Annotated in this window: 23 protein-coding genes; 11 read left to right on the top strand and 12 right to left on the bottom strand. The window is 53.9% G+C overall.

Translation table 11 applies throughout. From position 1 onward, the window contains the following. Positions 1 to 26: 26 nt before the first annotated feature. Positions 27 to 1,136: a DNA-processing protein DprA gene (dprA, locus tag LX66_RS00485; protein ID WP_145709927.1), complete on the bottom strand. Its 1,110-nt coding sequence runs from the start codon at positions 1,134 to 1,136 to the stop codon at positions 27 to 29. A 67-nt stretch (positions 1,137 to 1,203) separates the two neighbouring features. Between dprA and LX66_RS00480 the strand changes: the two genes are divergently transcribed. Further along, positions 1,204 to 2,016 carry a 5'-nucleotidase, lipoprotein e(P4) family gene (locus LX66_RS00480; RefSeq protein ID WP_145709926.1) on the top strand — a complete coding sequence of 271 codons (813 nt, stop codon included), beginning with the start codon at positions 1,204 to 1,206 and terminating at the stop codon, positions 2,014 to 2,016. On the opposite strand, the gene LX66_RS00475 is transcribed toward LX66_RS00480, so the two are convergent. The 4 genes from LX66_RS00475 to pckA form a co-directional block, all read right to left on the bottom strand. Continuing rightward, a complete protein-coding gene (locus tag LX66_RS00475; RefSeq protein ID WP_145709925.1) occupies positions 2,017 to 3,903 on the bottom strand; it encodes an OmpA family protein in 1,887 nt (628 codons plus the stop codon). A 106-nt stretch (positions 3,904 to 4,009) separates the two neighbouring features. Continuing rightward, positions 4,010 to 4,642 carry a 7-carboxy-7-deazaguanine synthase QueE gene (locus LX66_RS00470; RefSeq protein WP_145709924.1) on the bottom strand — a complete coding sequence of 211 codons (633 nt, stop codon included), beginning with the start codon at positions 4,640 to 4,642 and terminating at the stop codon, positions 4,010 to 4,012. A gap of 40 nt (positions 4,643 to 4,682) precedes the next feature. Then, positions 4,683 to 5,570, bottom strand: a complete 888-nt coding sequence (gene folD, locus LX66_RS00465; RefSeq protein WP_145709923.1) for a bifunctional methylenetetrahydrofolate dehydrogenase/methenyltetrahydrofolate cyclohydrolase FolD — start codon at positions 5,568 to 5,570, stop codon at positions 4,683 to 4,685. A gap of 342 nt (positions 5,571 to 5,912) precedes the next feature. Continuing rightward, positions 5,913 to 7,517, bottom strand: coding sequence for a phosphoenolpyruvate carboxykinase (ATP) (gene pckA, locus LX66_RS00460; RefSeq protein ID WP_145709922.1), 1,605 nt, complete (start codon positions 7,515 to 7,517; stop codon positions 5,913 to 5,915). Positions 7,518 to 7,755: 238 nt separating this feature from the next. Between pckA and LX66_RS00455 the strand changes: the two genes are divergently transcribed. The 7 genes from LX66_RS00455 (at position 7,756) to LX66_RS00425 (ending at position 17,825) form a co-directional block, all read left to right on the top strand. Beyond that, positions 7,756 to 9,048, top strand: coding sequence for an aminopeptidase P N-terminal domain-containing protein (locus tag LX66_RS00455; RefSeq protein WP_145709921.1), 1,293 nt, complete (start codon positions 7,756 to 7,758; stop codon positions 9,046 to 9,048). A 58-nt stretch (positions 9,049 to 9,106) separates the two neighbouring features. Further along, positions 9,107 to 9,880: a CDP-alcohol phosphatidyltransferase family protein gene (locus LX66_RS00450; RefSeq protein WP_145709920.1), complete on the top strand. Its 774-nt coding sequence runs from the start codon at positions 9,107 to 9,109 to the stop codon at positions 9,878 to 9,880. 116 nt (positions 9,881 to 9,996) lie between these two features. Continuing rightward, positions 9,997 to 10,242 carry a phosphoribosylformylglycinamidine synthase subunit PurS gene (gene purS / locus LX66_RS00445; protein WP_145709919.1) on the top strand — a complete coding sequence of 82 codons (246 nt, stop codon included), beginning with the start codon at positions 9,997 to 9,999 and terminating at the stop codon, positions 10,240 to 10,242. A 55-nt stretch (positions 10,243 to 10,297) separates the two neighbouring features. Then, positions 10,298 to 10,966, top strand: coding sequence for a 16S rRNA (cytidine(1402)-2'-O)-methyltransferase (gene rsmI, locus LX66_RS00440; protein WP_145709918.1), 669 nt, complete (start codon positions 10,298 to 10,300; stop codon positions 10,964 to 10,966). A 42-nt stretch (positions 10,967 to 11,008) separates the two neighbouring features. Beyond that, positions 11,009 to 12,877, top strand: a complete 1,869-nt coding sequence (locus LX66_RS00435) for a M1 family metallopeptidase (protein WP_145709917.1) — start codon at positions 11,009 to 11,011, stop codon at positions 12,875 to 12,877. A 222-nt stretch (positions 12,878 to 13,099) separates the two neighbouring features. After that, a complete protein-coding gene (locus tag LX66_RS00430; RefSeq protein WP_145709916.1) occupies positions 13,100 to 15,466 on the top strand; it encodes an ABC transporter permease in 2,367 nt (788 codons plus the stop codon). Between the two features lie 16 nt (positions 15,467 to 15,482). Beyond that, positions 15,483 to 17,825: an ABC transporter permease gene (locus LX66_RS00425; protein ID WP_145709915.1), complete on the top strand. Its 2,343-nt coding sequence runs from the start codon at positions 15,483 to 15,485 to the stop codon at positions 17,823 to 17,825. 20 nt (positions 17,826 to 17,845) lie between these two features. Here the strand turns inward: LX66_RS00425 and LX66_RS00420 are convergent, their stop codons facing one another. The 5 genes from LX66_RS00420 to LX66_RS00400 form a co-directional block, all read right to left on the bottom strand. After that, positions 17,846 to 18,847, bottom strand: a complete 1,002-nt coding sequence (locus LX66_RS00420) for a patatin-like phospholipase family protein (RefSeq protein ID WP_158642496.1) — start codon at positions 18,845 to 18,847, stop codon at positions 17,846 to 17,848. Between the two features lie 22 nt (positions 18,848 to 18,869). Then, positions 18,870 to 19,406: a hypothetical protein gene (locus tag LX66_RS00415; protein WP_145709913.1), complete on the bottom strand. Its 537-nt coding sequence runs from the start codon at positions 19,404 to 19,406 to the stop codon at positions 18,870 to 18,872. Positions 19,407 to 19,443: 37 nt separating this feature from the next. Beyond that, entirely contained in the window at positions 19,444 to 19,653 is a 210-nt protein-coding gene (locus LX66_RS00410) for a hypothetical protein (RefSeq protein ID WP_145709912.1), read from the bottom strand. 53 nt (positions 19,654 to 19,706) lie between these two features. Continuing rightward, on the bottom strand, positions 19,707 to 20,054 hold the full coding sequence (locus LX66_RS00405) for a hypothetical protein (RefSeq protein WP_145709911.1): 348 nt from the start codon (positions 20,052 to 20,054) through the stop codon (positions 19,707 to 19,709). Between the two features lie 111 nt (positions 20,055 to 20,165). After that, on the bottom strand, positions 20,166 to 20,723 hold the full coding sequence (locus tag LX66_RS00400) for an RNA polymerase sigma factor (protein WP_145709910.1): 558 nt from the start codon (positions 20,721 to 20,723) through the stop codon (positions 20,166 to 20,168). Between the two features lie 155 nt (positions 20,724 to 20,878). On the opposite strand from LX66_RS00400, the gene LX66_RS00395 reads away from it, so the two are divergent. Together LX66_RS00395 and LX66_RS00390 are read left to right on the top strand one after the other, a co-directional pair. Further along, a complete protein-coding gene (locus LX66_RS00395; RefSeq protein ID WP_145709909.1) occupies positions 20,879 to 21,781 on the top strand; it encodes a cation diffusion facilitator family transporter in 903 nt (300 codons plus the stop codon). Positions 21,782 to 21,887: 106 nt separating this feature from the next. Beyond that, positions 21,888 to 22,913 (top strand): lipase family protein, encoded by a 1,026-nt coding sequence (locus LX66_RS00390; protein WP_145709908.1) that lies wholly within the window; start codon positions 21,888 to 21,890, stop codon positions 22,911 to 22,913. Positions 22,914 to 22,947: 34 nt separating this feature from the next. Here the strand turns inward: LX66_RS00390 and rsmG are convergent, their stop codons facing one another. Next, a complete protein-coding gene (rsmG, locus tag LX66_RS00385) occupies positions 22,948 to 23,577 on the bottom strand; it encodes a 16S rRNA (guanine(527)-N(7))-methyltransferase RsmG (RefSeq protein ID WP_145709907.1) in 630 nt (209 codons plus the stop codon). Between the two features lie 12 nt (positions 23,578 to 23,589). After that, positions 23,590 to 24,723, bottom strand: coding sequence for a glycosyltransferase (locus LX66_RS00380; protein ID WP_145709906.1), 1,134 nt, complete (start codon positions 24,721 to 24,723; stop codon positions 23,590 to 23,592). Positions 24,724 to 24,805: 82 nt separating this feature from the next. Between LX66_RS00380 and tgt the strand changes: the two genes are divergently transcribed. Next, complete coding sequence (gene tgt / locus LX66_RS00375) at positions 24,806 to 25,936, top strand: tRNA guanosine(34) transglycosylase Tgt (protein WP_145709905.1); 1,131 nt, start codon at positions 24,806 to 24,808, stop codon at positions 25,934 to 25,936. Positions 25,937 to 25,944: the final 8 nt, after the last annotated feature.

Genomic DNA, 25,944 nt, shown 5'->3' with positions numbered 1-25,944 from the left:
AAACGTGTTTTGGGGTATTGCCCTGCTTAGCATATTAATCTATACCGCTGCCCCGGCATGCTTTTTACCAGGCTATACATCTCCAGCTTGAGCAGCACGGCGTTCAGCATGCTGCCCGGCAGGCGGCAGTGGCGGGACAGGTCGTCAAAATGCCGCTCGGGGTTTTCCTCGAAAAAGGCCACCACCTCCTGTTCTTCCGGGTCCAGGGGAACGAACATCGCCCGCTGGCGTACGGAGGGCGCCGGGGCGGCAGGCTGCCAGCCCATGAGCTCCAGTATGTCCGCCGCACTGGTAACGAGGGCGGCGCGGTGGGTTTTGATCAGGTGATGACAGCCATCGGCATGTGGATCGCCAACACGGCCGGGAACGGCCAGCACATCGCGGTTATAGCTGTTGGCAATGGCGGCGGTGATCAGGGAGCCGCCCTGCAGGCCGCTTTCTATGACCAGGGTAGCGTCGCTGATGCCGGCTACGATGCGGTTGCGTTTGGGAAAGTTCTGTTTGTCCGGCGCGGTGCCGCTGATAAAGTCGGTGAGCAGGCCGCCGTTTTCCAGCATGGCGGTGGCGGTGCTTTTATGCGCGGCCGGGTAAATACGGTCCAGCCCGTGGGCCAGTACGCCAACAGTGGGTATGCCGTGTTGCAGTGCGGCTTTGTGGGCAATGATATCTATACCGTAGGCCATGCCGCTGACGATGGTTACATGGTGCCCGGTCAGCCCGGCCACGATCTGCTCGCATATGTCCCGGCCATAGCTGCCCGGCGTACGGGTGCCTACAATGCTGAGCACCCGGGAGGTATGGAGCGGGGCATTGCCTTTAAAGTACAGCAGCAAAGGGCTGTCATAGCAGTCCCGCAGCTTTTGCGGGTAGGCGGGGTGCCCGTAAAAAACGGGCTGTATGTTGTATTTTTCAATGAAGCGGATCTCCGCCTCCACGCGGTCAAAATCCCGGAACTGCTTGATGGCGGCGGCTCTTACAGCGCCTATTTCCGGTATCTTTTCCAACTCCCGTTGCAGGGCGCTGAAAATGTTACTGGCGTTACCAAAATGATCTGCTAATTTTTTGGCGAGCACGTCGCCGATCTGTGGAATTTGCGTCAGGGCTATCTGGTAAAATAATTCAGTAGGCGCAAACATGGATGTCCTAAATTTATCCTAAAATACTACTTTCCCTTTGGCCTTAAAAATTTTCTTTTCCACAAGCATGCGTAAACAACAAACAGGCATTGCCGTGATAATCACCGTGTTAATGGCATGCAGCACTCCCCGGCCGCTGCCGCAAAAAGCAGCTACTGCTCCCGCTTCCCTGCTGCCTTACGGCCCCGCATGGGGTGCATTGTGGCAGCAACGCGCGGCGGAATACAAGGCATTATGCTTCCAGGCGTATAACACGGCCGCCCTGCGACTGGACCAGTACCTGCAGCAGGACAGGGCAAAACCTCCTGCTATTGTAACGGATATTGACGAAACCATCCTGGATAACGGTCCCTTTACCGTGCACACCGCATTGGCCGGCCGTGCGTACAGCGACAGCGCCTGGCAGCGCTGGACCGCCCAAGCAGCCTGCGATACGGTGCCCGGTGCATTGTCTTTTCTACGGTATGCGGCATCCAGGGGGGTGCGGGTGTTCTATATTACCAACCGTGCGGAAGCGGAGCGGGAAGGCACGCTGCAGAACCTGCGGCGATGGGGATTCCCGGATGCGGACGCACAGCACCTGCTGCTGAAGACCGTCAGCTCCGGCAAAGAGCCCCGGCGGCAGCAGGTATTGCAAACGCATGATATCCTCCTGCTGCTGGGAGATAACCTGGGCGATTTTTCAGATATCTTCGACAAACAGCCTTATGCGGCAAGGGAACAGGCTACGGACAAGACGGCTACAGCTTTCGGGCGCCGCTTTATTGTACTGCCCAATGCCATGTACGGCGACTGGCTGGGCGCATTGCTCAACTTCCGGTACAACCTGCCGGTACAGCAGCAGGATACGTTGCTGCAGGGGAAACTGGAAACCTACTGATCAAAGCCCTACCACCTTGAACTCCGTTCGCCTGTTCTTTGCACGGCCTTCTTCCGTATCGTTATCTGCCACCGGCCTGGTTTCTCCATAGCCTTTGGCGCGCAGGCGGTCTGCTGCAATGCCATGTTCGGTAAGATAGGCCACCACGGCTTTGGCGCGGTTGGTGGACAGCAGTAAGTTATCCTCGTCGGAGCCCACATTGTCCGTATGCCCGCTGATCTCCGTTACCAGCCCGGCATTTTCCTGCAGTAGTTTTACGAGCTTGTCCAGCTCTGTTTTGGAGGCCGGTTGCAGGGTGTACTGTTTGCTCTCAAAGAAAATGTTGTGCAGCACTACAACGGCATTGGCCTCAATGGGCTGCAGGGGAATGTTCTTTTCAGGCGGCACGCCGGCCTGTTCCTGCGGCAATGAAAAATTACCGGAGTAGAAGAGGTAGCCGCGTTTGTTCACGTTAAAGGCATAGGCTTTTCCTACAGGCAGGGGCACCAGGTACCGGCCGCTGTCACTGCTTTGCACCCGGGCCACGGTAAAGCCGGTCTCCAGGTCTGTCAGTTCCAGGTCGGTAGTCAGGCGTTCCTGCGTTTTAGCATCATATACATAGCCTGTTACGTATAAGGTGGGCAGGGGCCTGGCCGCAGGGTACAGCTCAAAGCTGTAAATGTCCAGCGCGCCCCGGCTGTCCGTACGGTCGGAGGCGAAGTAGGCGGTTTTGCCGTCCGCCGCTACGATCAGGCTGGCGTCTTCGTCAATGGTGTTGATAGGATAGCCCAGGTTGACGGGCGTACCCCAGGCGCCGTCCGGCTGCCGGCGGCTGTAGAAAATGTCCATGCCGCCATAGCCGGGGTGCCCGTTGGAGGCAAAGAAGAGCGTCTGGTTATCTGCATGTATGAAAGGCGTGGTTTCGCGGCCGGGGGTATTAATATTGGGCCCCAGTTTTTCCGCTGTTCCCCACCGCCCGTCGGGCTGCCGCTGGCTCATAAAGATGTCTGCGCCGTTGTCCGGTGTTTCCCGTGTAAAGTACAGGGTCTGTTTGTCTGCGGACAGGCAGGGTTGCGATTCCCAGTCGCGGGTATTCACGGCGGCGCCTATATTTTTGGGGGCGGACCAGCCGTCCTTTGTTTTCAGGGAGTAGTAAATATCGCAACTGCCTCTGCCGTTCGGAAATTCGCAACCGGTAAATACCAGCATCTCGCCATCCTGCGATATCTGCTGGGCGCCTTCATTGAACGCGCTGTTCACCGGCTCGCCCATATCAGCAGCGGGCTGCCATTGAGCGCTGTCGCGCCGGGAAATGAAGAAGTCCTCATTTTTACCATCCACCCTGCGGGTAAAGATCAGCGTCTTATCATCAATGGTCAGGCTGGGGAAATATTCAGGATCTTTTGTGTTCACCGGGTCGCCCAGGTTGTGCGGCTCAAAAGGCACCTGCCCGGAGGGTGCTTTTAAAGCAAATTCGTAGCTGGCTTTCTGTTGCTCCGCCTTGGGGTTTTTCCTGCCGGAGATCTGCAGGTACCGGTTGATCATTTGCAGCGCTTCAGCAAAGCGGCCGTTACCAGCCAGCGCCCTCGAATAAGAGAGCAGCGCAGGGCGCAGGCCGCTGCTGTCCAGTTGTTGCAGCTTTTCAAAGCTGGCAATGGCCTCCGCGTACTTTTTCATCTGCACATAGGTAATGCCCATCTGCCCGTAAGCATCTGCAAAATTCGGCTCGGTGCGGATCGCTTCCTGCAGGTAACGAATGGCTTCCGCATCCTTATACTCCCGGATGGCATTAATAGCATTGTCAAAGCTGGCCTGTGCTTTCTTGCGAGCGTTCTCATAGGTCACCGCCTGTGCCTGCGCATATATACCACCTAATAACAGGCAACCGGTCAATAGTAATTTCATCATGTGCTTAATAATGTGCTGATGTGCAAATCTGCTGATGTGCTAATGAATTAACGCGAAGATATATTATATTATTTCCTCATCAGGATATAGACATATCCGCACGTTGTCAGGGCACATTGATATACTTGTGTACCTGCAGGCTGAGTTGCCATTCCGGGTGGGCTTTGATGTAGTCAATGATCAGCGGGGTCATTTCTGCGGCACGGTCCCATTCCGGCTGCAGGTACAGTTTGCAGTCTTTGCCGGCGAGCGCGGCATATTTTTCCGCCCAGGCAAAATCCGTTTTGTTGAAGATCACCACCTTCAGCTCATTTGCCTGCGCGCATATTTCCGGGAGGGGGGCTTTGAATTTTTTGGGCGAGAGGGTGATCCAGTCCCATTGCCCGCTCAGGGGAGAGGAGCCGGAGGTTTCAATATGGGTACGGAATCCCTGCTGGTGCAGGGCCTGGCAGAGGGCGTCCAGGTTGTGCATTAGGGGCTCACCGCCCGTGATAACGGCAATGCGGCCCGGATGCTGCGCGGCTTCAGCAGCCAGCTCCGTTACCGGCAATACCGGGTGCCGGGCGGCATCCCAGCTATCCTTTACATCGCACCAGTGGCAGCCAACATCACATCCGCCCAGGCGTATAAAATACGCGGCCTGGCCCTGGTAGAAGCCTTCACCCTGCAGGGTGTAGAAGCGCTCCATTACAGGCAAGGTCTCCGTCTGAACGTTACTATGGGTAATGGTTGTTGACATACTGCAAAGGTAGTGAAAAGTGAAAGGTGATCACTTTTCACTAATTCATGTTCACCTTCTGGCCGATAGATGCATGATACGTGTTCTTCAGCAGGGCTGCAATGGTCATGGGGCCTACGCCGCCCGGCACGGGGGTGATGTAGCTGCATTTGGGCGCTACCTCGTCGTATTTTACGTCGCCAATAAGGCGGAACCCGCTTTTCTTACTGGCATCCGGTATCCGGTTGATGCCCACGTCCACTACTACCGCGCCTTCTTTCACCATATCGGCGGTTACAAAGTTGGGCCTGCCGATGGCTGCCACAATGATATCCGCCTGCCGGCACAGCTCGGACAGGTTGGCCGTTTGCGAGTGGCAAAGCGTAACCGTGCTGTTGCCGGGGTAGCTGTTACGGCTCAGCAGTATGCTCACCGGTGTGCCTACAATATGGCTGCGGCCTATTACCACCGCATGCTTTCCCCTGGTAGGGATATTGTAGTGCTCCAGCATCAGCATGATACCGTAAGGCGTAGCCGGGATAAAGGTGGGCAGCCCGCTCACCATCTTGCCTACGTTCACCGGGTGAAAACCGTCTACGTCCTTGCTTGGATCAATAGTGTTGATCACCAGCTCTTCGTTGATATGCTTGGGTAAGGGTAATTGTACAAGAATACCATCCACATCGGCGTTTTCATTGAGCAGGGTGATATTGTCCAGCAGGTGCTTTTCTGATATCTGCGCGTCAAAGCGCAGCAAAGTGCTGTTATACCCTATTTCCGCGCAGGATTTTACTTTGGATGCCACGTACGTTTCACTTGCCGGATTATCGCCAACCAGGATGGCTGCCAGGTGAGGGATTTTTTTTCCGGTGAGCTTTAGTTCGGCCACTTTCTCGGCCAGTTGGGCTTTTATAGCCGCTGAAACAAGTTTCCCGTCTAAAATTTGCATGCGCAAAAGTAATTAATAATTAAGAATGAATAATTAATAATATCCGTAGCACAAGTCTTTCAGCGAAACACCTGATGTAATGCCTATTAATTATTCATTCTTAATAATTCCGAAGGGGGAGGGGGTCAGGGCGGGTAAGTCCCGCAAAACAAGTTCCCGTGTACTATCCCTACAGGATAAATTTACTGGAACTTGTTTTGCGTTGGCGGCTGAAGGCGCGCTGGTGGAACTTACAGTTGATGGTTTAGTGGAAATTATAAAAGCACAAGGCCTACAATATAGGCACTTTTTCGTAAAAGTTAAATTTTATACAAATTTTTTTTAGTTGTTATAACAGTTATGTTACAACATCTTTGGCGCGGCGGCCAGTATCTCTGCCGGTGTTTGTGCGGCGTACTTGCTGAAGTTCTGCACAAACTGCGCGGCCAGGTTACCGGCCTGCCGGTCATAAGCGGCCTTGTCCTCCCAGGTACTCCGCGGGTCCAGTATATCCGCCGGTACGCCGGGGCACAGCTCGGGAACGGCAAAGCCGAAGATGTTATGCTCCATGTAGGCCAGCCTGTCCAGCTCGCCATCCAGGGCAGCGCTGATCATCGCCCGGGTATAGCCTAGTTTGATACGCTGGCCGGTGCCATAAGCGCCGCCGGTCCATCCCGTGTTCACCAGCCATACATTTACCTGGTGCTGCCGCATTTTTTCACCCAGCATGCGGGCGTACTGCACAGGGTGCAGCGGCAGGAAGGGCGCGCCGAAACAGGCGCTGAAAGTAGATTTTGGTTCCGTGATGCCTGTTTCCGTGCCTGCCACCCGGGCCGTATAGCCGGAAATGAACTGGTACATGGCCTGTGCCGGCGTAAGCCGGGAAATGGGGGGCAGCACGCCATAGGCATCACAGGTTAAAAAGAAAATGTTCTTAGGGATACCTCCAATGGATGGTTCCATGGCATTATCTATATAATGCAGCGGGTAGGAAACGCGGGTGTTTTCCGTAATGCTTTTGTCGGCATAGTTCACCTGCTGCGTACCGGGGAAGAATTTGATGTTCTCCAGCAGGGCGCCGGACCTTACCGCCCGGTAGATCTGCGGCTCCTTTTCCTCGCTCAGGTCTATACATTTGGCATAGCAGCCTCCCTCGAAGTTAAATATGCTGCCGGCAGACCATCCATGCTCATCATCGCCGATCAGCTTGCGCGCCGGGTCGGCGCTCAAAGTGGTTTTGCCGGTGCCGCTCAGCCCGAAGAAAACAGCCGTATCGCCGTCTTGTCCCTGGTTGGCGGAGCAGTGCATGCTCAGTACGCCTTTATAATGCGGCAGCTCGTAGTTCAGGATAGTAAAAATACCTTTCTTGATCTCGCCGGTGTAGGCAGAGCCGCCGATCAATATTATTTTCTTCGTAAAGTTCACCACGGAGAAGTTATGCTGCCGGGTGCCGTCCGTGGCCGGATCGGCCAGGCAGCCCGGGGCCTGTATAACGGTCCAGTCCGTATGCAGGTACTCCAGTTCTTCCTCGTGGGGGCGCAGGAGCATGTTGTAGGCAAACAGGTTGGCCCAGGGTGTTTCCGTGATCACCCGTATGCTGGTGCGATGCTCTGGCGCCGCGCAGGCATAGCAGTCCCGTACCCATACTTCTTTTCCTGCAAAATACCGGGTAATCCTGCCGTACAGCTTGTCAAAATACGCCGGGGCGATGGGAATGTTAAAATCGTTCCAGTTAACAGTGTTGGCGGTGTTTTCGTCCTGTACAATGAATTTGTCTTTGGGGCTGCGGCCGGTAAATTCCCCGGTGTGTACTGCCAGCGCGCCGCTATCGGCTAGCACACCTTGCCGCCGGGCTAAGGTCTGGGCCACTAATTGGCTGGGTGAAAGTTGGTAATAAGTGTCAGTTGTGTTGGCAATACCTAACTCCCGAAGCTCAGCTACCGGGTTTCTAATGCTGCTTATTTGCATACAGCAAGATTGTTTTGGTGTACCAGCAAAACTAGGTAATTTTTGATTTCATCTAATTTCATAGGTGTTGTTCCATGTAAATTTAGAAAATTTGACTGTAAAGTGGCTTTTATGTTGAAAATATTTAAAGGGATTCGATTACATGCTAATGAAATTTTAATGGTTTAGCTGCCGCTGCAGGCCCGGCTAAAAAAAGTGTAGCTTTGATCCCGTTTTTGAAACTTTAAAATGTTTACAGATGAAGTATCTGCCACTGGACCCGCAGCTTTTTACCAGGAACCGTCAGCGCTTTATGGCCAAAATGCAACCGCATTCCATCGCCATCTTTAATTCAAATGATGAACTGCCCTCCAATGGCGACGCTTTATATCCTTTCAAACAAAACTCGGACCTCTACTGGCTCACCGGTATTGAGCAGGAAGATACCATGCTGGTACTGTACCCGGACAATCCCGACCCCAAATACCGGGAAGTGCTGGTGCTGGTACGCCCCAATGAGCTGAAGGAAAAGTGGGATGGCCGCCGCCTGCGCAAGGCAGAAGCACAGGCCATTTCCGGCATTGCTACCATCATCTGGCTCGACAGCCTGGATGCCGCCCTGCAGCAATGGATTCATGAAGCAGACAATATCTACCTGAATACCAACGAGAACAACCGCAAGGCCAGCCTGGTGCCGGTGCGCGACTACCGCTACGCCGCTGAAATGCAGGCCCGATACCCGCTCCATCATTACCTGCGCGCCGCCAAACTGGTAAAGGAGCTGCGCGTGGTAAAAACACCGGAAGAAATTAAAGTGATGCAGCAGGCCATGGATATCACGGAAAAGGCCTTCCGCCGCCTGCTTGGTTTTATCCGTCCCGGCGTATGGGAGTACGAGATACATGCCGAAATACTGCATGAGTTCCTGCGCAACCGCGCTACCGGCGAGGCATACAGCTCCATCATCGCCAGCGGCGACCGGGCGCGTATTCTCCATTATATTGCCAATAACCAGGAATGTAAAGCAGGAGAACTGATACTCATGGACTTTGGCGCTGCTTACGGCGGATATAATGCAGACCTGACCCGCACCGTGCCGGTGAGCGGAAAGTTCACTCCCCGCCAGCGCCAGGTGTACGATGCCTGCCTTCACCTGCACAACTATGCCAAATCCATACTGAAGCCCGGCATTACCATTGCCGCTTACCATGAAAAAATGGGCGTGGAAGCCGGGAGGCAGTTCGTGCAGTTGGGATTGCTCACGGAAGGAGATATCAACAACCAGGACCCCGACAATCCTGCCTACCGCAAATACCTGTACCATGGTATTTCCCATTACCTGGGTGTGGATGTGCATGACCTGGGGCCCTCTTTCCAGCAGCCTATACCGGAAGGCGCAGTGCTGACGGTAGAACCGGGTATTTACATTGAAGAAGAGCAGATGGGCATCCGTATTGAGAACAACATCTGGATAGGCGCCAATGCCAATACGGACCTGATGAAAAATATACCCATCACCGCGGATGAGATTGAAACCTTGATGAAGAAATAGTCCTAAAAGCACCTGAATGGTGAGCGGATGTGTGTATATTGCAAAAAAAATGTAGGCATTGAAGCAACTTTCGAACGTTCTTACCCTGGGAAACCTTTTTTGTGGTGCGCTTGCTATCATCTTCATTTTATATACGCCGCAGTATATAGCAACGTTTAACGGTATCGATTATACGGTAACCAACCCGGCGCCGGTATACTGGGCTTCCGGCATGGTGGTGCTGGCCGGGGTGCTGGATTTTTTCGACGGCCTGGTGGCCCGCTGGCTGGGCATACAATCGCCTATGGGCAAGGAACTGGATTCCCTGGCGGATGTAGTGAGCTTTGGCGTGGTGCCCGGCATGATCCTGTTTCGCCTGTTGCGCAGCGCTTATATGCAGCAGCCCGATGTATTTGACGTGTCTTATTTCAACCTGGCCCCGGCCCTGCTGCTGCCCTGCTTTGCCGCCTACCGCCTGGCCAGGTTTAACCTGGATACCCGGCAGTCCCATTTTTTCATTGGCGTGCCTACGCCCGCAGTAGGGCTGCTGGTGGCTTCCTTCCCGCTGATCATGCTCTACAATTCCTTTAACCTGGCGCACTGGCTACAGAATATCTGGCTGTTGTACATCATTATTGGCCTGCTCTGTTACCTGATGGTAGCGGAGATACCCATGATCAGCCTGAAGTTCAAAAGCCTGGGCCTGGCGGAGAACTGGCCCCGCCTGTTGTTGCTGCTGCTGGCCATTATCAGCATACCGCTGCTGCACTATGCAGCCGTGCCGTTTGCTTTTGTATGTTATGTGATACTGTCGCTGGTAGCCCCACCGGGGAGAATAATTAATAATGAATAATTAAGAATTAATAATACCCGTAACGCCGGTGTTGCGCTGCAGCACCAGTGTTCCGTCTATTAATTATTCATTATTAATTATTAATTATTTAGGTTTGCACTCAAAATTTTAGCACAATGACATTTACTGCACACATTAATGTGATGCCACTGAAAGAATTGCTGGATCCCCAGGGGAAAGCGGTGATGAGCGGTTTAAAGAACCTTGGCCTGGGCCAGGTGCACGATGTAAGGATCGGCAAGCACATTACCCTGCAAATAGAGGCCGCTTCCAGAGAAGAAGCCCAACAACTGGCGGAAAATGCCTGCCAGAAGCTCCTGGCCAACCAGGTAATGGAATTTTATGAAGTAAATATTCAGTAAGCCTTTGGCCGCGTAGCTTCGTAGCTACGCAGCTAAAAGCTACGCAGCTAACATAATGTCCAGGCTCTACATCGTTCCTTCTCCCATTGGCAACCTTGCCGATATCACCTACCGCGCTGTAAAAGTGCTGGAAGAAACCGACCTGGTGCTGGCGGAAGATACCCGTACCTCCGGCGTGCTGCTGAAGCATTATAATATCAACAAACCGGTAACGCCTTACCATCAGCATAATGAGCATAAAGTGCTGCAGCACCTGGTGCAGCAGTTGCAGGCCGGTAAAACCATGGCCCTGCTTACGGATGCCGGCACCCCCGGCGTGTCCGATCCCGGTTTCCTGCTGGTACGGGAGTGCATACGCGCCGGCATACCGGTAGAGTGCCTGCCGGGCGCTACGGCCTTTGTGCCTGCCCTGGTGGTGAGCGGCATCCCTATGAACCGCTTCACCTTTGAAGGCTTCCTGCCCCCGAAAAAGGGCCGCCATACCCTGCTTACGCAGTTGGCGCAGGATGAGCGCACGATTGTTTTTTACGAATCCCCCCAGCGCCTGGTAAAGACCCTGGAAGAGCTGGTGCAGTATTTCGGGCCCTCCCGCCCCTGCTGCGTATGCCGTGAGCTGACCAAGCTGTTTGAAGAGCACGCCCGCGGCACCCTGCAAGAAGTGGCGGACCATTTCAGGGAAAAAGGTGTTAAAGGGGAGATTGTGGTGATAGTAGGCGGCGCATGAATGTAAATACCGATTAAATTAGCAGTTTAAACCTACGAACGGATGAAGCAATCTTTCTCAGGAGCTGTCCTGCTCTTATTATTATTGGCAGGCGCATCATTGCACGCACAGCCCGACCGCTGGCAGCAACGGGTAAAATACACGATGGACGTGCAAATGAACGTGCAGACCAACCGCCTCAACGGCCAGCAAAAGCTGGAGTACTTCAATAACTCGCCCGATACCCTTTATAAAGTGTTCTATCACCTGTACTGGAACGCTTTTCAGCCTAACAGCATGATGGATGTGCGCAGCCGCGAGCTGGGCAAAACCGTTCTGCCCAATGGCCGGCAGGACTGGGATGGCCGCGTGCGCGACCGCATCTCCAGGCTGCAGCCCGATGAGATCGGCTACCAGAAAGTAATATCCCTGAAACGCGACGGCCGCCCCCAGGAATATAAAGTGGTAGGCACCATCCTGGAAGTGATGCTGGACAAGCCTGTATTGCCCAATTCCAAAACCGTGTTCGACATGGATTTTGAAGCGCAGGTGCCGGTGCAGGTACGCCGCAGCGGCCGCCAGAACGCCGAAGGAGTGGATTTTTCCATGTCGCAGTGGTATCCTAAAATGTGTGAGTACGATTATGAAGGCTGGCATCCCACCTTTTACGTGGCCCGCGAGTTCTACGGTGTATGGGGCGACTATGATGTAAAGATCACGATCGATAAGCGCTATGTGCTGGGCGGCACCGGCTACCTGCAGAACCCGGAGCAGATCGGCTATGGCTACGAAGCGCCCGGCGCCACCGTAAAGCGCCCCGCCGGCAATACCCTTACCTGGCATTTTGTAGCGCCCAACGTGCATGATTTTATGTGGGCCGCAGACCCGGATTATAAGCATATTACCCAGCAGGTAGATGGCTTTACGGCGCACTTCCTGTACCTGGAGAATGAGACCACCCGGGAAACCTGGCCACAGTTCGCCAAAATGGTGCCCCGCGCCTATGCCTGGATCAGGGACCATTACGGCCCCTATCCTTACAAGCAGTATTCCTTTATACAGGGCGGCGATGGCGGTATGGAATATCCTATGGGCACCCTCATTATGGGCAACGGGAAGCTCAGCGGCCTGTATGGCCTGGCCATGCACGAATGGATGCATACCTGGTACCAGATGATGCTGGGCACCAACGAAAGCCTCTACCCCTGGATGGATGAAGGCTTTACCACTTTTGCGGAAGACAATGTAGTGTATCACACGATTGACTCCCTTAAAGGCAGGAACCCCCATGCCGGCTCTTATAACGGTTATTTTATACTGGTAAAAGCCGGGCTGGAAGAGCCTATGTCCACCCATGCGGACTATTTTGACACCAATGCCGGCTACAGCCTTTCTTCCTACGCCAAAGGCGCCGTGTTCCTGGAGCAGTTGGGCTACGTCATCGGTGCGCAAAACCGGGATAAAGGGCTGCTGCGCTATTACTGGGAATGGCGCTTCAAGCATCCGAACGTGAACGATTTCATGCGCGTCATGGAAAAAGAAAGCGGCCTGCAACTGGACTGGTATCGCATGTTCTTCGTAAATACCACCAGGCATATTGATTACGGTATTGACAGCCTGTATGAGCAGAACGGCAAGGCCGTGGCGCGCCTGCACCGCATTGGCGGCATGCCTATGCCGATAGACCTGGTGCTGACCACCACGAATGGCAAAAAAGTGATGCATTATATTCCCCTGTCCTCCATGTTCGGTGAAAAGCCGCAGGAGGACAGCAGCATGGAACGCGTTACGCACGCCTGGTGGCACTGGACGCATCCTACCTATGAAGTGGAGCTGAATGTGCCGCTTAGCGAGGTGAGCAGCCTGGAAATTGATCCCAGCTACCGCATGGCGGATATAGACCGGGACAATAACGTGATGAGAACGGAGTAAGCAAATTTTACATGCATATATAACTGCATGGCGCATGGTATTACCGTGCGCCATGCTGCTTTTGTGGCTTAGGAGAGCTGATTTCCGGACGAGACAACTACCGCCCGTTACCGGACATCCCTGTACCAAAACCGGACACCCCTGGTTACCCTAAATAACTGATTCCCATTCAATTCATCAATTGGCATATTTTTAACGGGAATAAGCGCATACCTCTCTGTTATGATAAAGAACTATTGCAAAATAGCCTGGCGAAACCTGGTCCGCAATAAAGCCTTTTCCGTGATCAATATATCCGGCCTGGCGCTGGGACTGGCCTGCAGCCTGCTGATCATGCTATGGGTGCAGGATGAGCGTAGGGTGGATGGCTTTCATGCCAATGGTAAGCTGTTGTACCAGGTATATGAGCGCAGCTATTATGATGGCCAGGTAGATGCGGCTTATTACACCCAGGGCCTGCTGGCCCGCGAACTCAAAAGCGCCGTGCCCGAAGTGCAGTATGCCTCTGCATTGGAGCGCAACTGGCCCGCTACACTGTCCGTGGGCGATAAAGTAAGTAAAATCGCGGGCGCTTCTGCAGATGCCGATTTTTTTAAAATGTTCAGCTATCCCATACTGGCAGGCGCCCCGGCTACGGCGCTGCATGCGCCGGGTTTAATAGCGGTGTCCCACAGGATTGCGGAGGCGTTCTTTGGCAGTCCTGCCAATGCCATTGGCAAAACCCTCCGTTTTGATAACAGGCTGGACCTCCAGGTATCCGCCGTTTTTGAGAACCTGCCGGCCAATGCCTCGCAAAAATTTGAATTCCTGAGAAGCTGGGACGACTATATTAAAGAGAACCCCTGGGTGAACAACTGGAGTAACACCAGTCCCGGCACCCTGGTGCAGTTACGTCCCGATGCAGATCCCGCCAAAGTGGAAGCCCGGATCAAAGATTTCATTTACCGTTACAGGAAACCGGAGCCGGGCAACCGGGTAGAGCTGGGCCTGCAACCATACCCGGAAAAATACCTGCACAGCACTTTTAAGAACGGGCAGGTGGATGGCGGCCGTATTGAATACGTGCGTCTTTTCAGCCTGGTGGCGGTATTTATTTTACTGATCGCCTGCATCAATTTCATGAACCTGGCTACGGCCCGTTCCGCAAAAAGGGCCAAAGAAGTAGGCGTGCGTAAGGTGATAGGCGCCGCCCGTACCGCCCTCATCGCACAGTTCATCGGTGAGGCGCTTTTGCTCACCTGTTTCGCGATAGTGGCGGCCCTGCTGCTGGTATGGCTGCTGTTGCCCGCCTTTAATGCGCTTACCGGCAAGCAGTTGGCGCTGCCTGTGGGACAACCTGTTTTCTGGGCCGCCCTGGCAGGCCTCTTGCTGCTTACCGGTATGGTCGCCGGCAGCTATCCCGCGTTGTTCCTGTCTTCGCTTAGCCCGGTGCGCGTGCTGAAGGGTACGCTGAAATTTAGTATGGGCGCCGTATTCTTCCGCAAAGGCCTGGTAGTGTTCCAGTTTGCATTGTCCGTGATGCTGATGATCAGCATGATCGTGATCTACCGGCAGATGGATTATATACAGCACAAGAATCTGGGTTACGATCGTGAAAACCTGTTGTATATCCCGGTAGAAGGAAACCTGGTCAATAAGTACGAGCTGTTCCGGGAAGAAGCCCGTAAAGTGCCCGGCGTGCTGGCCATCTCAAAAATGAAAGAATCGCCTACGGTAATTGGGCATCACCGGGGCGACATTGAATGGCAGGGTAAGCCGGACGACCTGGCCACGTCCTTTGCCGACGCTACGGTAGGTTATGATTTTGTAGAGACCATGGGCCTGAAAGTAAAAGTAGGGCGCGGTTTTTCCCGTGCGTACGGCGCTGATTCCACCAGCTATATGATCAATGAAACGGCCCTGGAAAAAACAGGTTACCGGGATCCTATCGGCAAACCCATGTGGTGGGGTGGCCGCCGGGGCACCATCATCGGCATACTGGAAGATTTTCATATTAATTCCATGCACCAGGCTATTGAGCCGCTGATCCTGCGTGTAGACGAAAACATTCCCTGGGGCACCATCCTGATACGCATCCGTGGCGGCAAAACAAAGGAGGCGCTGGCCGGCCTGGAACAGCTCTGCAAAACACTGAACCCGCAGTTCCCTTTCACGTATACTTTCTCCGACCTGGAGTTTGCGCAGTTGTACCGCAGCGAGCAGGTGGTGAGCAAACTGGCCGGCATCTTTGCCTTCCTGGCCATTTTTATTTCCTGCCTGGGGTTGTTTGGTCTGGCCGCTTTCACGGCGGAGCAGCGCACCAAGGAGATCGGTATCCGCAAGGTGCTGGGGGCATCTGTGCAGCAAATCGTAGCCCGCTTGTCCGCCAGCTTCCTGAAGCCGGTAGCCCTCGCCATGATCATTGCCTTCCCGATAGCGTGGTACGCCATGGACCGCTGGCTGCAGGATTTTGCCTATCGCATTCACGTGGAGTGGTGGATGTTTGTGCTGGCGGGGTTGCTGACAGCCGGCATCGCCCTGCTCACCGTAAGCTTTCAAAGTATAAAAGCAGCAATCATCAACCCTGTAAAGAGCCTGCGGGCAGAATAAACCCTAAAACAGCACCATGTTCAAAAACTATTTTAACAGCATATACCGCCACTTGCTAAAGAACAGGATCGCATCCGTGATCAACATAGGCGGACTGGCCATTGGCCTGGCGGTAGGTATCCTCATCATGATATGGATACAGTATGTTACCGGCTACAATCAATTCCACAAGCGCCTGCCGCAATTGCATTTACTGATGCAGCATACAAAAGTCGGGGGAGAGATTTATACGCACCGGTCTATGCCGGTGCCATTGAAAAGCGCGCTGTACAAATTGCCGGAGATCAGGCGTGTTGCGCGCGCTACTGATGCCGGGCAACAGTTGGTAGCGGCAGGCGACAACAACTTTTACGAAAAAGGGTTGTATGCAGATCCCGACCTTTTCAGCATGATGACCTTCCCTGCCCTGGATGGCAATCCTGTAGCGGTTTTGCAGGATGCAGGCTCAGTGGTGATCACGCAAAGCACGGCCCGGAAATTGTTTGGAAATGAAAATGCGGTAGGGAAGATCATCCGGCATAATAACCTCCGTAACCTGAAAGTAGGTGCGGTGATCCGCGATGTTCCGCATAACAGCACCCTGCAGTTTGATATGGTGCTGCCCTTCTTGCTATATGAACAGGAGAATAAAGACTGGATCGGCTCATGGACAAATTACGCCATCAAGACCTGGATAGAAACGCTGCCGGGCGCCAGCCTGCCCCGCCTCAACAGCAAACTGGAAAAAATGCTCAGCGAGCATAGCGGCAATGACCAGCAATTGTTTGCCTATCCTTTTGCCAGGCTGCACCTGTATGGCACTTTTGAAAACGGGGTGCAGGACGGCGGGTTGATAGAAGTGGTGCTGGTAATGGGCATTACCGGCATAATGGTGCTGCTGATTGCCTGCATCAATTTTATGAACCTGGCTACGGCCCGTTCCGAAAAGCGCGCACGCGAGGTAGGCGTGCGCAAGGTGATGGGCGCTTCCCGCCGCCTCATCATCTTACAGTTCCTGGCGGAAGCTTTGTCCATGGCTTTCCTGGCGCTCATATTGGGTGTGCTGCTGGCCTGGCTGATGATACCCTGGCTCAATCGCCTGCCGGACCTGTATTTCAAACTGGACCTTTCCAACTGGCAGTTATGGTCCGGGCTGATCATCATGACGCTGCTCACCGGCCTGGTGGCGGGCAGTTATCCTGCATTCTTCCTCAGCAGCTTCCGGCCGGTACGTGTGCTCAAAGGCGTTATATTCACCGGCAGGGGAGGAGGCGCTTTTCGCAAGGCGCTGGTCACCTTCCAGTTTATCGTTTCTATTTTCATGATCATCGCTACCATTGTAATGGTCCGGCAGCAGTACTATGCCCAGCAGCGGCCCATCGGCTACGACCCGGAACACCTGCTGGATATACCGGCCCGGGGCGATATGGCAAAAAAATACGAGGTCCTGCGGGCCGGCCTGCTACAGATTGCCGGCGTGCAAAGCGTGTCTGCCGGCAACAGCAACCTGATCCGGTTCAACAGCTTTACAGACGGCCTGCAATGGCCGGGGAAAACTGCAGACGAGCGTTTGTCCGTAGCTATTGCCGATGTGCAGTATGACTGGGTAAAAACGATGGGCCTTAGCCTGGCCGAGGGACGGGATTTCAGCCGCGCTTATGGTGCGGATTCCATGACCTGCCTCCTCAATGAAGCGGCCGTTAGGGAAATGGGGCTGCAAGCGCCGGTTGTTGGGACCAGGGTAGGTGGCAAAACCGTGATCGGGGTGGTGAACGATTTTGTCTACAACGGGCCGATGACCATTCCCCGGCCCATGGTGGTATGGCTGGATAATGGCGCTATCAGCCATTTCTTTGTGCGCTTCCGTAACGACCATAACTGGCGTAATACCCTGGCCCAGGTAGAAACGGTCTTTAAGGAGATCCACCCCGGCTATCCGTTCGAATTCCGTTTTATCAAAGAGGAATACCAGCGATCTTTCGAGGGCGTGAACGCCGCTACCAGCCTGATGGTTTGGCTGGGAGGCCTGGCTATCCTGATCTCCTGCCTGGGCCTGTTTGGCCTGTCTGCTTTCGTGGCGGAACGGCGCACCAAGGAGATTGGCGTGCGCAAAGTGCTGGGCGCCGGCGTAGCCGGGATCTGGGTGATGCTTTCCGGCGATTTCCTGAAGCCGGTATTGATCGCGTTTGCGCTGGCCACGCCGCCGGCCATATGGGTCATGAAAAAGTTGTTGTACAGTATTGAATATCACACGGAGCTTTCCTGGTGGATGTTCGTACTGGCGGGCGCGTTAGCAGTGATCATTGCATTGGCTACGGTCAGCTACCAGGGAATAAAAGCGGCCCTGGTGAACCCGGTAAGATCGTTGCGCGCGGAGTAGCTTTACAACAGCGGCCTATTTCAACTGAACAGTCTTTCCGCCACTTCCATGCCTTTTGCCAGCATGCCCTTCATTTCCTCCGGGTTGAACTCCAGTCCGCCGGGGCCTCCGCCCAGCGGCGCGTCCGGCCGTATGAGGTGGATGGTCAGCTCCTGTTTGCCCAGGAAGGGGTTGGCTCCCGGCACGTCAAAATAATTTTCAATATCCGCCGGTGGTATGCCTGCCGCCTGCATCCGCTGCTTAACGGCGGCTATGTACTGCAGCGCGCGGTTGTACAGCAGGGGTATCTGCACATCATTTACCGCTACATCGTTCGTAAACCAGCCGATGGTTTGCTCCAGTATGCTGAAGGTGCTGGTAAAGCGCTGGTGGCTGGTTTCGGGGGTTTCGGGCGTCAGCAGGATGGCGTAGATCTCGGTGGCGCCGTTATCGATGGCCAGTTGTATGGGCGCATATTCCCGCAGCCCGCCATCTACAAACTGCCGGGGCTTTTCCTCCACCCCGCCGGTTTCTATCGGCGGCATGAACACGGGCTGGCAGCAGGAGGCCAGCACGGATTCCCGCAGGGTTTGCCCGTTGCTGATCCGTACCACATCATACTGTGGGTTCAGCATCGGCATACCGGTAGTGCTGAAATAAGTGATGCGCCCGGTTTGCAGGCATACGGCGGTGAGGAACAGTTCCTTTTTCAGGGCGGCCAGCCTGCGGAAGCGCTCGTCCGTATACACTTCCGTGATCTGCCGGGCCAGGGGGGCGGCGTCGTACAGGGAATTGGCGCGCACAAAACGGTTCACGATATTGCCGGTGAGGACCACATCGGCGGTTTTTTTGGTGGTATACAGGGTTTCCAGCAGCGCTATTTCGTCCAGGGCTACCAGGGGCAGTATTAAAGCGCCGGTGCTGGTGCCGCACAGCGTATCAAAGCGGATATCCGGCCGGTTTTCCGCCAGGTATTTTATCACACCTACGGCAAAGGCGCCCTTGGAGCCGCCGCCGCTAACTACTAAAGCTGTTTTTCCCATAACCGTACATTTTATGCCCGGCCTACCGTATGTCATCAAACGGGTTGTCCGAAGGCTTTTTGCTGAATAGATGCACGCCCAGGCCAGCGCTCAGCCACCATGCGCCCAGGCGGTAATCCCGCAGGGCCTTTAATGAAAAGGTGGCCAACTGTCCCAGCTCCGCGGTGAGCCCGCCGCCGGCCAGGCGCTGTTCCCCGGTGCCCCAGCAATGTTCGGCAGTCAGTTGCACGTTCAGTACCGTACTGTTCAGCACCCTGGGCTGGTCTGTCAGCAGCACGGCCAGGTGTGGCCCGGCAATGCCGTAAACACGCTTGCCGGTATAAGCGCCGGCTACGGTAGCGCCTGTACGCAGGCGGCCGGTTATCAAAGTGTATTGTGGCGTAAAAGAAAGGCTGCCCAGGTACAGATCGGGCGTGTGATCAAAGGCGGTAACGGCGCCTTGCCCTATTTCCAGGGGGAATACCCAGCCTTTGGGAAATTCCTGCGAGGCGGTGATGGCAGGAAACAGTATGCCGGAAAAAAATACGCAGGCTGGCAGCAGTATTTGGGGAACTCTCATACCTATAAGTTACGCAAATTTTCCCCGTTTTCCCGCTTTAATCCAGTATCTCACACAGGAACCCCTGCTGCTGTACAAAATCGATCATCGTATATTCATCCACCTTCATTTCGGTAATACGCAGCACTTTGTCGCAATCCTCCAGGTCCACATAGCAGGTGCCTACCTCAAAGTTGGCCTGTATGGCGGAGATCATGTGTTGCCTGTCTTCATGGGTTGCTATATTGGTCCTGAATATACCTATCATAGCATACGGTTTGGTTTGTTCAAGAATGGCGTGCATAACAGTATATTTAAGCGTTATTGTTGTTCCTTTTCTTCCCAGAAGCCCCCGCCAAAGCGCTGCCGGCAGCGGTCCTTCATCCGTTCCCTTTCTTCGGGCGTCATGGCTTCCATGCGCCGGCGCATCTTTTCCTTCCAGCGCTGTTTCCAGCTCCAGCCGCCGCCATGGGCATGTCCATGCCAGCCAAACAGCAGCTTGCTCAGAAGCAGCAAGCCCAGTGCCTGCCAGAAGCTAATGACCGGTCCGTGAAAAAGGCAGGGTACCAGCCAGTTCCAGAGGCTCATTACTACAAAGCCCAGTACGGTGAGGAACAGCGCTCCCAGGAAAATAAATTTCAGTACGCCCAACCCTGGTCTACGTTTCATTTGTCAACAATTTATTTTTTAGCAGTCAAATGGAACCTCGCATTAGCATGTCCTTGTGTAGGAGTGAAGTACCATGCCCGGTTTCATTTGTCAATATTTTATTTACTTTTTCTAATCATTAAGCAGTTCCCGGTACAGCTCCGCCAGCCGTTCCCGCAGGTACAGCACGGCATAGCGTTTACGGGACAGCAGCGTGTTAATGGACAGTCCTGTTTCAGCGCTCATTTCTTTAAAGGATTTGCCTTCCACCTCATGCTGCAGGAAAACTTCGCGTTGTTCGGCCGGCAGTTCGGCTATGGCCTCCATAATGGTTTCCGCCAGCATTTTCCGCATCATGGGCGTATCCGCCTTGGCGGTATGGTCAGGTAGTATTTCGGAAAGGAACAGCGTTTCTTCCCCCTCGTATTCCAGGGCATTGTCTGAAAAACTGCTCTCCCGCTTTTTGCGGAACCAGTCGGTGATCTTGTTCCGGGTTACGGCAAACAGCCATCCGGTGATGGAATCTATCTGGCTGCCCAACCGCAGGTATTCGGTGAACTGGTAAAATACATCCTGCAAAATATCCTCCGCATCCGCCACATTATTTACCCTTTGCCGGATAAAATGCAGCAAACGCTTGCGCTCCTTTTGAACGGTCTCCTGTATGCGCGCGTTTTGTTCTAAGGCCATAGCTGTCTTTGAGAGGAGCAACTTTTGCATCTTAATTAGGAAGACGAAGGAATGGGCAGGATATTTTACCGGTTTTTCATTTTTTTGTCATACATCCTGCTTGCTTCCATCTCCTGCATCGCACTTCTTACCTCCTGCTTTCTTAAATTTATATCATGTCTCACCATCACCAGCACACACATGCGCCTGCCGGCCAGGCGAACCTCAACAGGGCATTTATCTGGGGAATAGCCATGAACCTGGGCTTCGTGATAGTAGAATTTGTAGTGGGCCTCCTGAACGGCTCCCTGGCACTGTTGTCGGATGCCGGGCACAACCTCAGCGACGTGGCCAGCCTGGCCCTTTCCCTGCTGGCGTTCCGGCTGGCCCGCGTAAAATCCAGCTCCCGCTACACCTACGGTTATCGCAAAAGTACCATTTTGATCTCGTTATTGAACGCCCTCATCCTGCTGGTGGCCGTAGGCGCCATTGCTTACGAGGCGCTGCGCCGTTTTAGCGATCCCGCCCCGGTGCCGGGCAGCACTATGGCCATTGTAGCAGGTATCGGCATCTTCGTCAATACGGCCTCAGCCTTCCTCTTTTTTAAGGACAAGGAGAGCGATCTGAATGTAAAGGGAGCTTACCTGCACCTGGTGGCGGACGCCCTGGTATCCCTGGGTGCGGTGGTGGCCGGCCTGGTGATCATGGGCACCGGCTGGTACTGGGTAGACCCGGTGGTGAGCCTGCTCATTATTATCGTGATCGTGTACAGCACCTGGGGACTGCTGCGCAGCAGCCTCCGCCTTTCCCTGGATGCGGTACCGCCCGGCATTGATATGGAGGAGGTGCGCAAAACCGCGCTGCAGGTACCCGGGGTAAAGGATATATATCATATCCACATCTGGGCCATGAGCACCACGGAAAATGCGCTTACCGCCCAATTGGTGGTAAAGGAGGAGCTGGACCGCGCCGCCGTGGCACAGCTTAAAAATGCGCTGCGCCACGAGCTGGAGCACCTGGGTATCCATCATGTTACGCTGGAAACGAATTTTGGTGAAAAAGAGAGGAATATTCCATAATAGCGATGAAACAATGAGAATTTTTGCTAAATTGGAACAGTTTCTTTAGCAAACCGTTTATCACCCTCAAAGTTTCATTTTTTTTCACCCTCAAATCACCAATTCTATGGAACCTCAAATCAAAACCAAGGTAAAAGCATCTGACGTTAACCTGAACGACGCCATTACGTATGCCCAGCTTATTGCCACCGTTCACGCTGTTTTTTATGGAGTGGGTAATACAAAGGATAATCCCGGGAAAGTTACCAACCCTTCATTGTCCGCCTATCAAAAGGCAATTAAAGATGCATGTGACCCTAATTCTGTTAACTATGACCCATCTGTGTATCCCGGCTTTCTGGAGGATTATCAGCTATTGCATAACATCCAGATGACGGACTTTGCCACTAAAAAAACGGAGAAGGACATCCCTGTCTACTATGGATTCATAGCCAAGTATCTAAAATCGCCCTACAACTATGTGGTAGCGATCCGTGGTACGGAAACGCAGATGGAATTTGAAGACGACGAGCAACTCGATCTGCAACCCTTTACCGAAGTTTCCAATGGAGGGAAGGTGATTCGTGGTTTTCATACGATCTACCAAACAATCGTCCTGCTTACGCCACCCGATGCGGATAAAGACGCCTCCTCCAAAGTGCTCTTGAAGGATGTGGCAGCAAAACCATCTATTGCATTGAGGGATGCCGGGAAGGTGCCCACGGTAGTGACCGGCCACAGCCTGGGAGCCGCCCTGGCTACCATGTATGCAGCCCAGGCGGCTAACAGCCCGGGTAATAGTGGTGAGATGATCGTATATACGTATGCATCACCCAAAGTGGGCGATGCCGACTTCGTAAAAATGTATAATAACAGCGTACAGGAAAATTATCGTATCTATAATACGCAGGACGATGTGCCCAAGCAGCCATATTTATGGGGGCAACATGTAGATGATGGTTACCCGCTTGATTCAAGCCAATATCCCGAGATCGTCGGTTCCAAAAATTGCAATGATCTTCTCAAGTGCCTGGGATGTGCGCATGTCCTACCAACATATTTGTATATGCTGGAAACAAAGAATGGCAGCAACCCGGCCCCGGCCATGCTGAATGCGGAAGGGAATTCGTGCTGGAACAAAACAACTAAATAATTTACCCCTGAAGCAGGTAAGCCCCTTACCTGCTTCAGTTTTTTACCACTACGATATATTTTTCCTTAAAATATTCCTCCGGGAACAGTTTGTAAATATCTACCAGGGCCGGCCGGCAGCCGCTCTCGGATATTTCCTGCGCCAGGTCGCCGCCTTTGAGGCAGATCAGTCCGCCTGCTGCACCGGCAGGCCGGTGGCTGCTTTTCTGCAGCAGGGGCTTGCTCCATCTCCACAGGTCCTTTAAGGGCGCTACCGCCCGGGACACCACCACGTCAAACTTTCGGTTTTTGATCTCCTCCGCACGGGTATGGGCGTAGGTTACATTGGTTAACTGCAGCGCGGAAGCAATACCTTCCACTACTTTTATTTTTTTGCCGATGGAGTCTGCCAGGTGAAACTGTACTTCCGGGAAAAAGATTGCCAGCGGAATGCCGGGGAAGCCGCCACCGGTGCCCAGGTCCAGCACCCGCGTGCCTGGCGGTAGGTCCGTAGTGGCTGCTATGCTCAGGGAGTGCAGCACATGCTTTTCGTACAAGCTGTCAATGTCCTTGCGGGAGATCACGTTGATCTTTTCGTTCCATTCCCGGTACAGGCCATCCAGCGCAGCCAGTTGCTGCAACTGCAAAGGCGTAAAATCAGAGAAATATTTCAGGATAATGTCCATGTGGGTTCACCCTCACCATTTATTCTTCGACTTGAAAAACAGTGCGGGTGCGAAGATAATGTAATACAGCCACATAAACAGGTCCATGAACCAGGAGAGCTTGAACAGGTCGCCCTCGCCCAGCTTGCGCAGCGCAAAAAAGGAGATCACAGTCTGCACCAGCAGCCGGCTGCCAAACGCGATCAGCGTATAGTACAGGAAGGGCTGGTAAAAAAGGCTCACAATAAAAGCGGGATAGAAGAGGAAATGCGTCAGGGAGAACAGTCCCAGCAGGAACTTATGCCCGAAACGGTAATGTTTGCCGGTGGACATATGCCGCGTTTTCTGGCGGAACCAGCGGTCCCAACTGGTCTTGGGCTCGGAATAGGTAAAGGCTTGTTTGTCGAGCACCACGGCTACGTTCCGGCTGTTGGCGGCGCTGTTCACAAACAGGTCGTCGTCGCCGGAGGCTAGGTGCTGGTGGTTGGTAAAGCCCTTGTGCCGGAAGAACAGCTCTTTCTTATAGGCCAGGTTGCGGCCCACGCCCATGTAGGGGATGCCCGCCATGGCAAAGGACAGGTATTGCAGGGCGCTGAAAAAGGTCTCATAACGGATCACCTTGTTCAGGAAGCCCGGTTTTTTATGATAAGGGCCGTAGCCCAGCACGATCTCCTTCCCGTCCCGGAACCCCTGGGACATGATAGACAGCCAGTTAACGCTGGCGGGCTTACAGTCCGCATCCGTCAGCAGCACGTGCTCATGCTGCGCACCCTTGAGGCCGATGGACAGGGGATACTTTTTGCCGGGAATGAATTTGGCCTGCTGCTTCAGCTCTATATGGCGGTAATGCGCATAGCCCGGCTCTATGGAGCGCAGGTAATATTTCGTGTCGTCCTCGGAATTGTCGTTCACCACAATTACTTCGTAATCAGGGGCATGATTGGAGCCGTACCGCTGCTGCAGCACCGTGGGCAGGTTTTTTTGGAGGTTCAGCTCCTCGTTCTTGGCACAGATGATTATGGAAAAACGGTTGTCAGGCGTTTCGTCGCTGTTGAACCTGCGACGGTAAAAAGCTACACGGGAAAAAAAGATCAGGTAGTACAGCACCTGTATACCAGCTATGGTAGCAAAAACATAAAAGGCGATTAAACCCAGGCTTTCCGACATATTGGGGACAAATATATATGTTTTTGTTTATCTGTCTATCGATGGGGATAAAAAAGTTATAGGCTACCTTTGCCCCTGTTTTATGCAGTTCGATCTTATTACCACAGACCACAATTCCCGCGCCCGGGCCGGTGTGCTTACCACGGACCATGGCGCCATTGCCACGCCCATTTTTATGCCCGTAGGCACGGTGGGCAGCGTAAAGGCCGTTACCCAGGAACAGCTCCGCAGCGATGTGCAGGCGCAGATCATCCTGGGCAATACCTACCACCTGTACCTGCGCCCCGGCCTGGAGGTGCTGTCCGCCGCCGGCGGCCTGCACCGGTTTAACGGTTGGGACCGTCCCCTGCTTACGGACAGCGGGGGCTACCAGGTGTTTTCCCTGGCGGCCAACCGCAAGATCAAGGAAGAAGGGGTGGTGTTCCAGTCGCATATTGACGGCAGCCGGCACCTGTTCACCCCGGAGAATGTGATGGATATCCAGCGCACCATCGGGGCGGATATCATTATGGCTTTTGACGAATGCCCGCCCTATCCTTCGGAGTACCGCTACGCCCGCAAGTCCATGGAGCTGACCCACCGCTGGCTGGACCGTTGCATACAGCGCATGCGGGAAACGCAGCCGGCCTGGGGTCACCAGCAATCGCTGTTCCCTATTGTGCAGGGCAGCACCTTCAAGGACCTGCGCACCATTTCCGCCACGGAGATTGCCGCCCGCGAATGCGACGGCAATGCTATTGGCGGCCTCAGTGTAGGGGAGCCGGAAGCCGAAATGTACGATATGTGCGGGCTGGTATGCGATATCCTGCCCGCGCACAAACCCCGCTACCTGATGGGCGTGGGCACGCCCTGGAATATCCTGGAGAACATAGCCCTGGGCGTGGATATGTTTGACTGCGTGATGCCTACCCGCAACGGCCGCAACGGCATGCTGTTCACCTGGCAGGGCGTGATCAATATCAAGAACAAAAAGTGGGCGACCGACTTTTCGCCGCTGGATGAGCAGACCGACTGCTTTGCCAGCAACCACTACACCAGGGCCTATCTCCGCCACCTTTTTGCAGCCGGCGAGATACTGGGCATGCAATTGGCAAGCATTCACAACCTGGCCTTTTACCTGCAGTTGGTAAAAGCCGCCCGGGAGCAGATACTGGCGGGCAATTACGCCGCCTGGAAAACAACAATGGTTAAACAATTGCAAACAAGGTTGTAAAAAGTGAA

It is taken from the genome of Chitinophaga japonensis, from assembly GCF_007830125.1.
GTDB classification, from domain to species: domain Bacteria; phylum Bacteroidota; class Bacteroidia; order Chitinophagales; family Chitinophagaceae; genus Chitinophaga; species Chitinophaga japonensis.
This window is presented reverse-complemented; position numbering and strand designations above follow the sequence as displayed.

Coding starts and splice junctions, on each gene's coding strand:
- dprA (WP_145709927.1), bottom strand. CDS start 1,136: ATGTTTGCGCCTACTGAATTATTTTACCAGATAGCCCTGACGCAAATT.
- LX66_RS00480 (WP_145709926.1), top strand. CDS start 1,204: ATGCGTAAACAACAAACAGGCATTGCCGTGATAATCACCGTGTTAATG.
- LX66_RS00475 (WP_145709925.1), bottom strand. CDS start 3,903: ATGATGAAATTACTATTGACCGGTTGCCTGTTATTAGGTGGTATATAT.
- LX66_RS00470 (WP_145709924.1), bottom strand. CDS start 4,642: ATGTCAACAACCATTACCCATAGTAACGTTCAGACGGAGACCTTGCCT.
- folD (WP_145709923.1), bottom strand. CDS start 5,570: ATGCAAATTTTAGACGGGAAACTTGTTTCAGCGGCTATAAAAGCCCAA.
- pckA (WP_145709922.1), bottom strand. CDS start 7,517: ATGCAAATAAGCAGCATTAGAAACCCGGTAGCTGAGCTTCGGGAGTTA.
- LX66_RS00455 (WP_145709921.1), top strand. CDS start 7,756: ATGAAGTATCTGCCACTGGACCCGCAGCTTTTTACCAGGAACCGTCAG.
- purS (WP_145709919.1), top strand. CDS start 9,997: ATGACATTTACTGCACACATTAATGTGATGCCACTGAAAGAATTGCTG.
- rsmI (WP_145709918.1), top strand. CDS start 10,298: ATGTCCAGGCTCTACATCGTTCCTTCTCCCATTGGCAACCTTGCCGAT.
- LX66_RS00435 (WP_145709917.1), top strand. CDS start 11,009: ATGAAGCAATCTTTCTCAGGAGCTGTCCTGCTCTTATTATTATTGGCA.
- LX66_RS00430 (WP_145709916.1), top strand. CDS start 13,100: ATGATAAAGAACTATTGCAAAATAGCCTGGCGAAACCTGGTCCGCAAT.
- LX66_RS00425 (WP_145709915.1), top strand. CDS start 15,483: ATGTTCAAAAACTATTTTAACAGCATATACCGCCACTTGCTAAAGAAC.
- LX66_RS00420 (WP_158642496.1), bottom strand. CDS start 18,847: ATGGGAAAAACAGCTTTAGTAGTTAGCGGCGGCGGCTCCAAGGGCGCC.
- LX66_RS00415 (WP_145709913.1), bottom strand. CDS start 19,406: ATGAGAGTTCCCCAAATACTGCTGCCAGCCTGCGTATTTTTTTCCGGC.
- LX66_RS00410 (WP_145709912.1), bottom strand. CDS start 19,653: ATGATAGGTATATTCAGGACCAATATAGCAACCCATGAAGACAGGCAA.
- LX66_RS00405 (WP_145709911.1), bottom strand. CDS start 20,054: ATGAAACGTAGACCAGGGTTGGGCGTACTGAAATTTATTTTCCTGGGA.
- LX66_RS00400 (WP_145709910.1), bottom strand. CDS start 20,723: ATGGCCTTAGAACAAAACGCGCGCATACAGGAGACCGTTCAAAAGGAG.
- LX66_RS00395 (WP_145709909.1), top strand. CDS start 20,879: ATGTCTCACCATCACCAGCACACACATGCGCCTGCCGGCCAGGCGAAC.
- LX66_RS00390 (WP_145709908.1), top strand. CDS start 21,888: ATGGAACCTCAAATCAAAACCAAGGTAAAAGCATCTGACGTTAACCTG.
- rsmG (WP_145709907.1), bottom strand. CDS start 23,577: ATGGACATTATCCTGAAATATTTCTCTGATTTTACGCCTTTGCAGTTG.
- LX66_RS00380 (WP_145709906.1), bottom strand. CDS start 24,723: ATGTCGGAAAGCCTGGGTTTAATCGCCTTTTATGTTTTTGCTACCATA.
- tgt (WP_145709905.1), top strand. CDS start 24,806: ATGCAGTTCGATCTTATTACCACAGACCACAATTCCCGCGCCCGGGCC.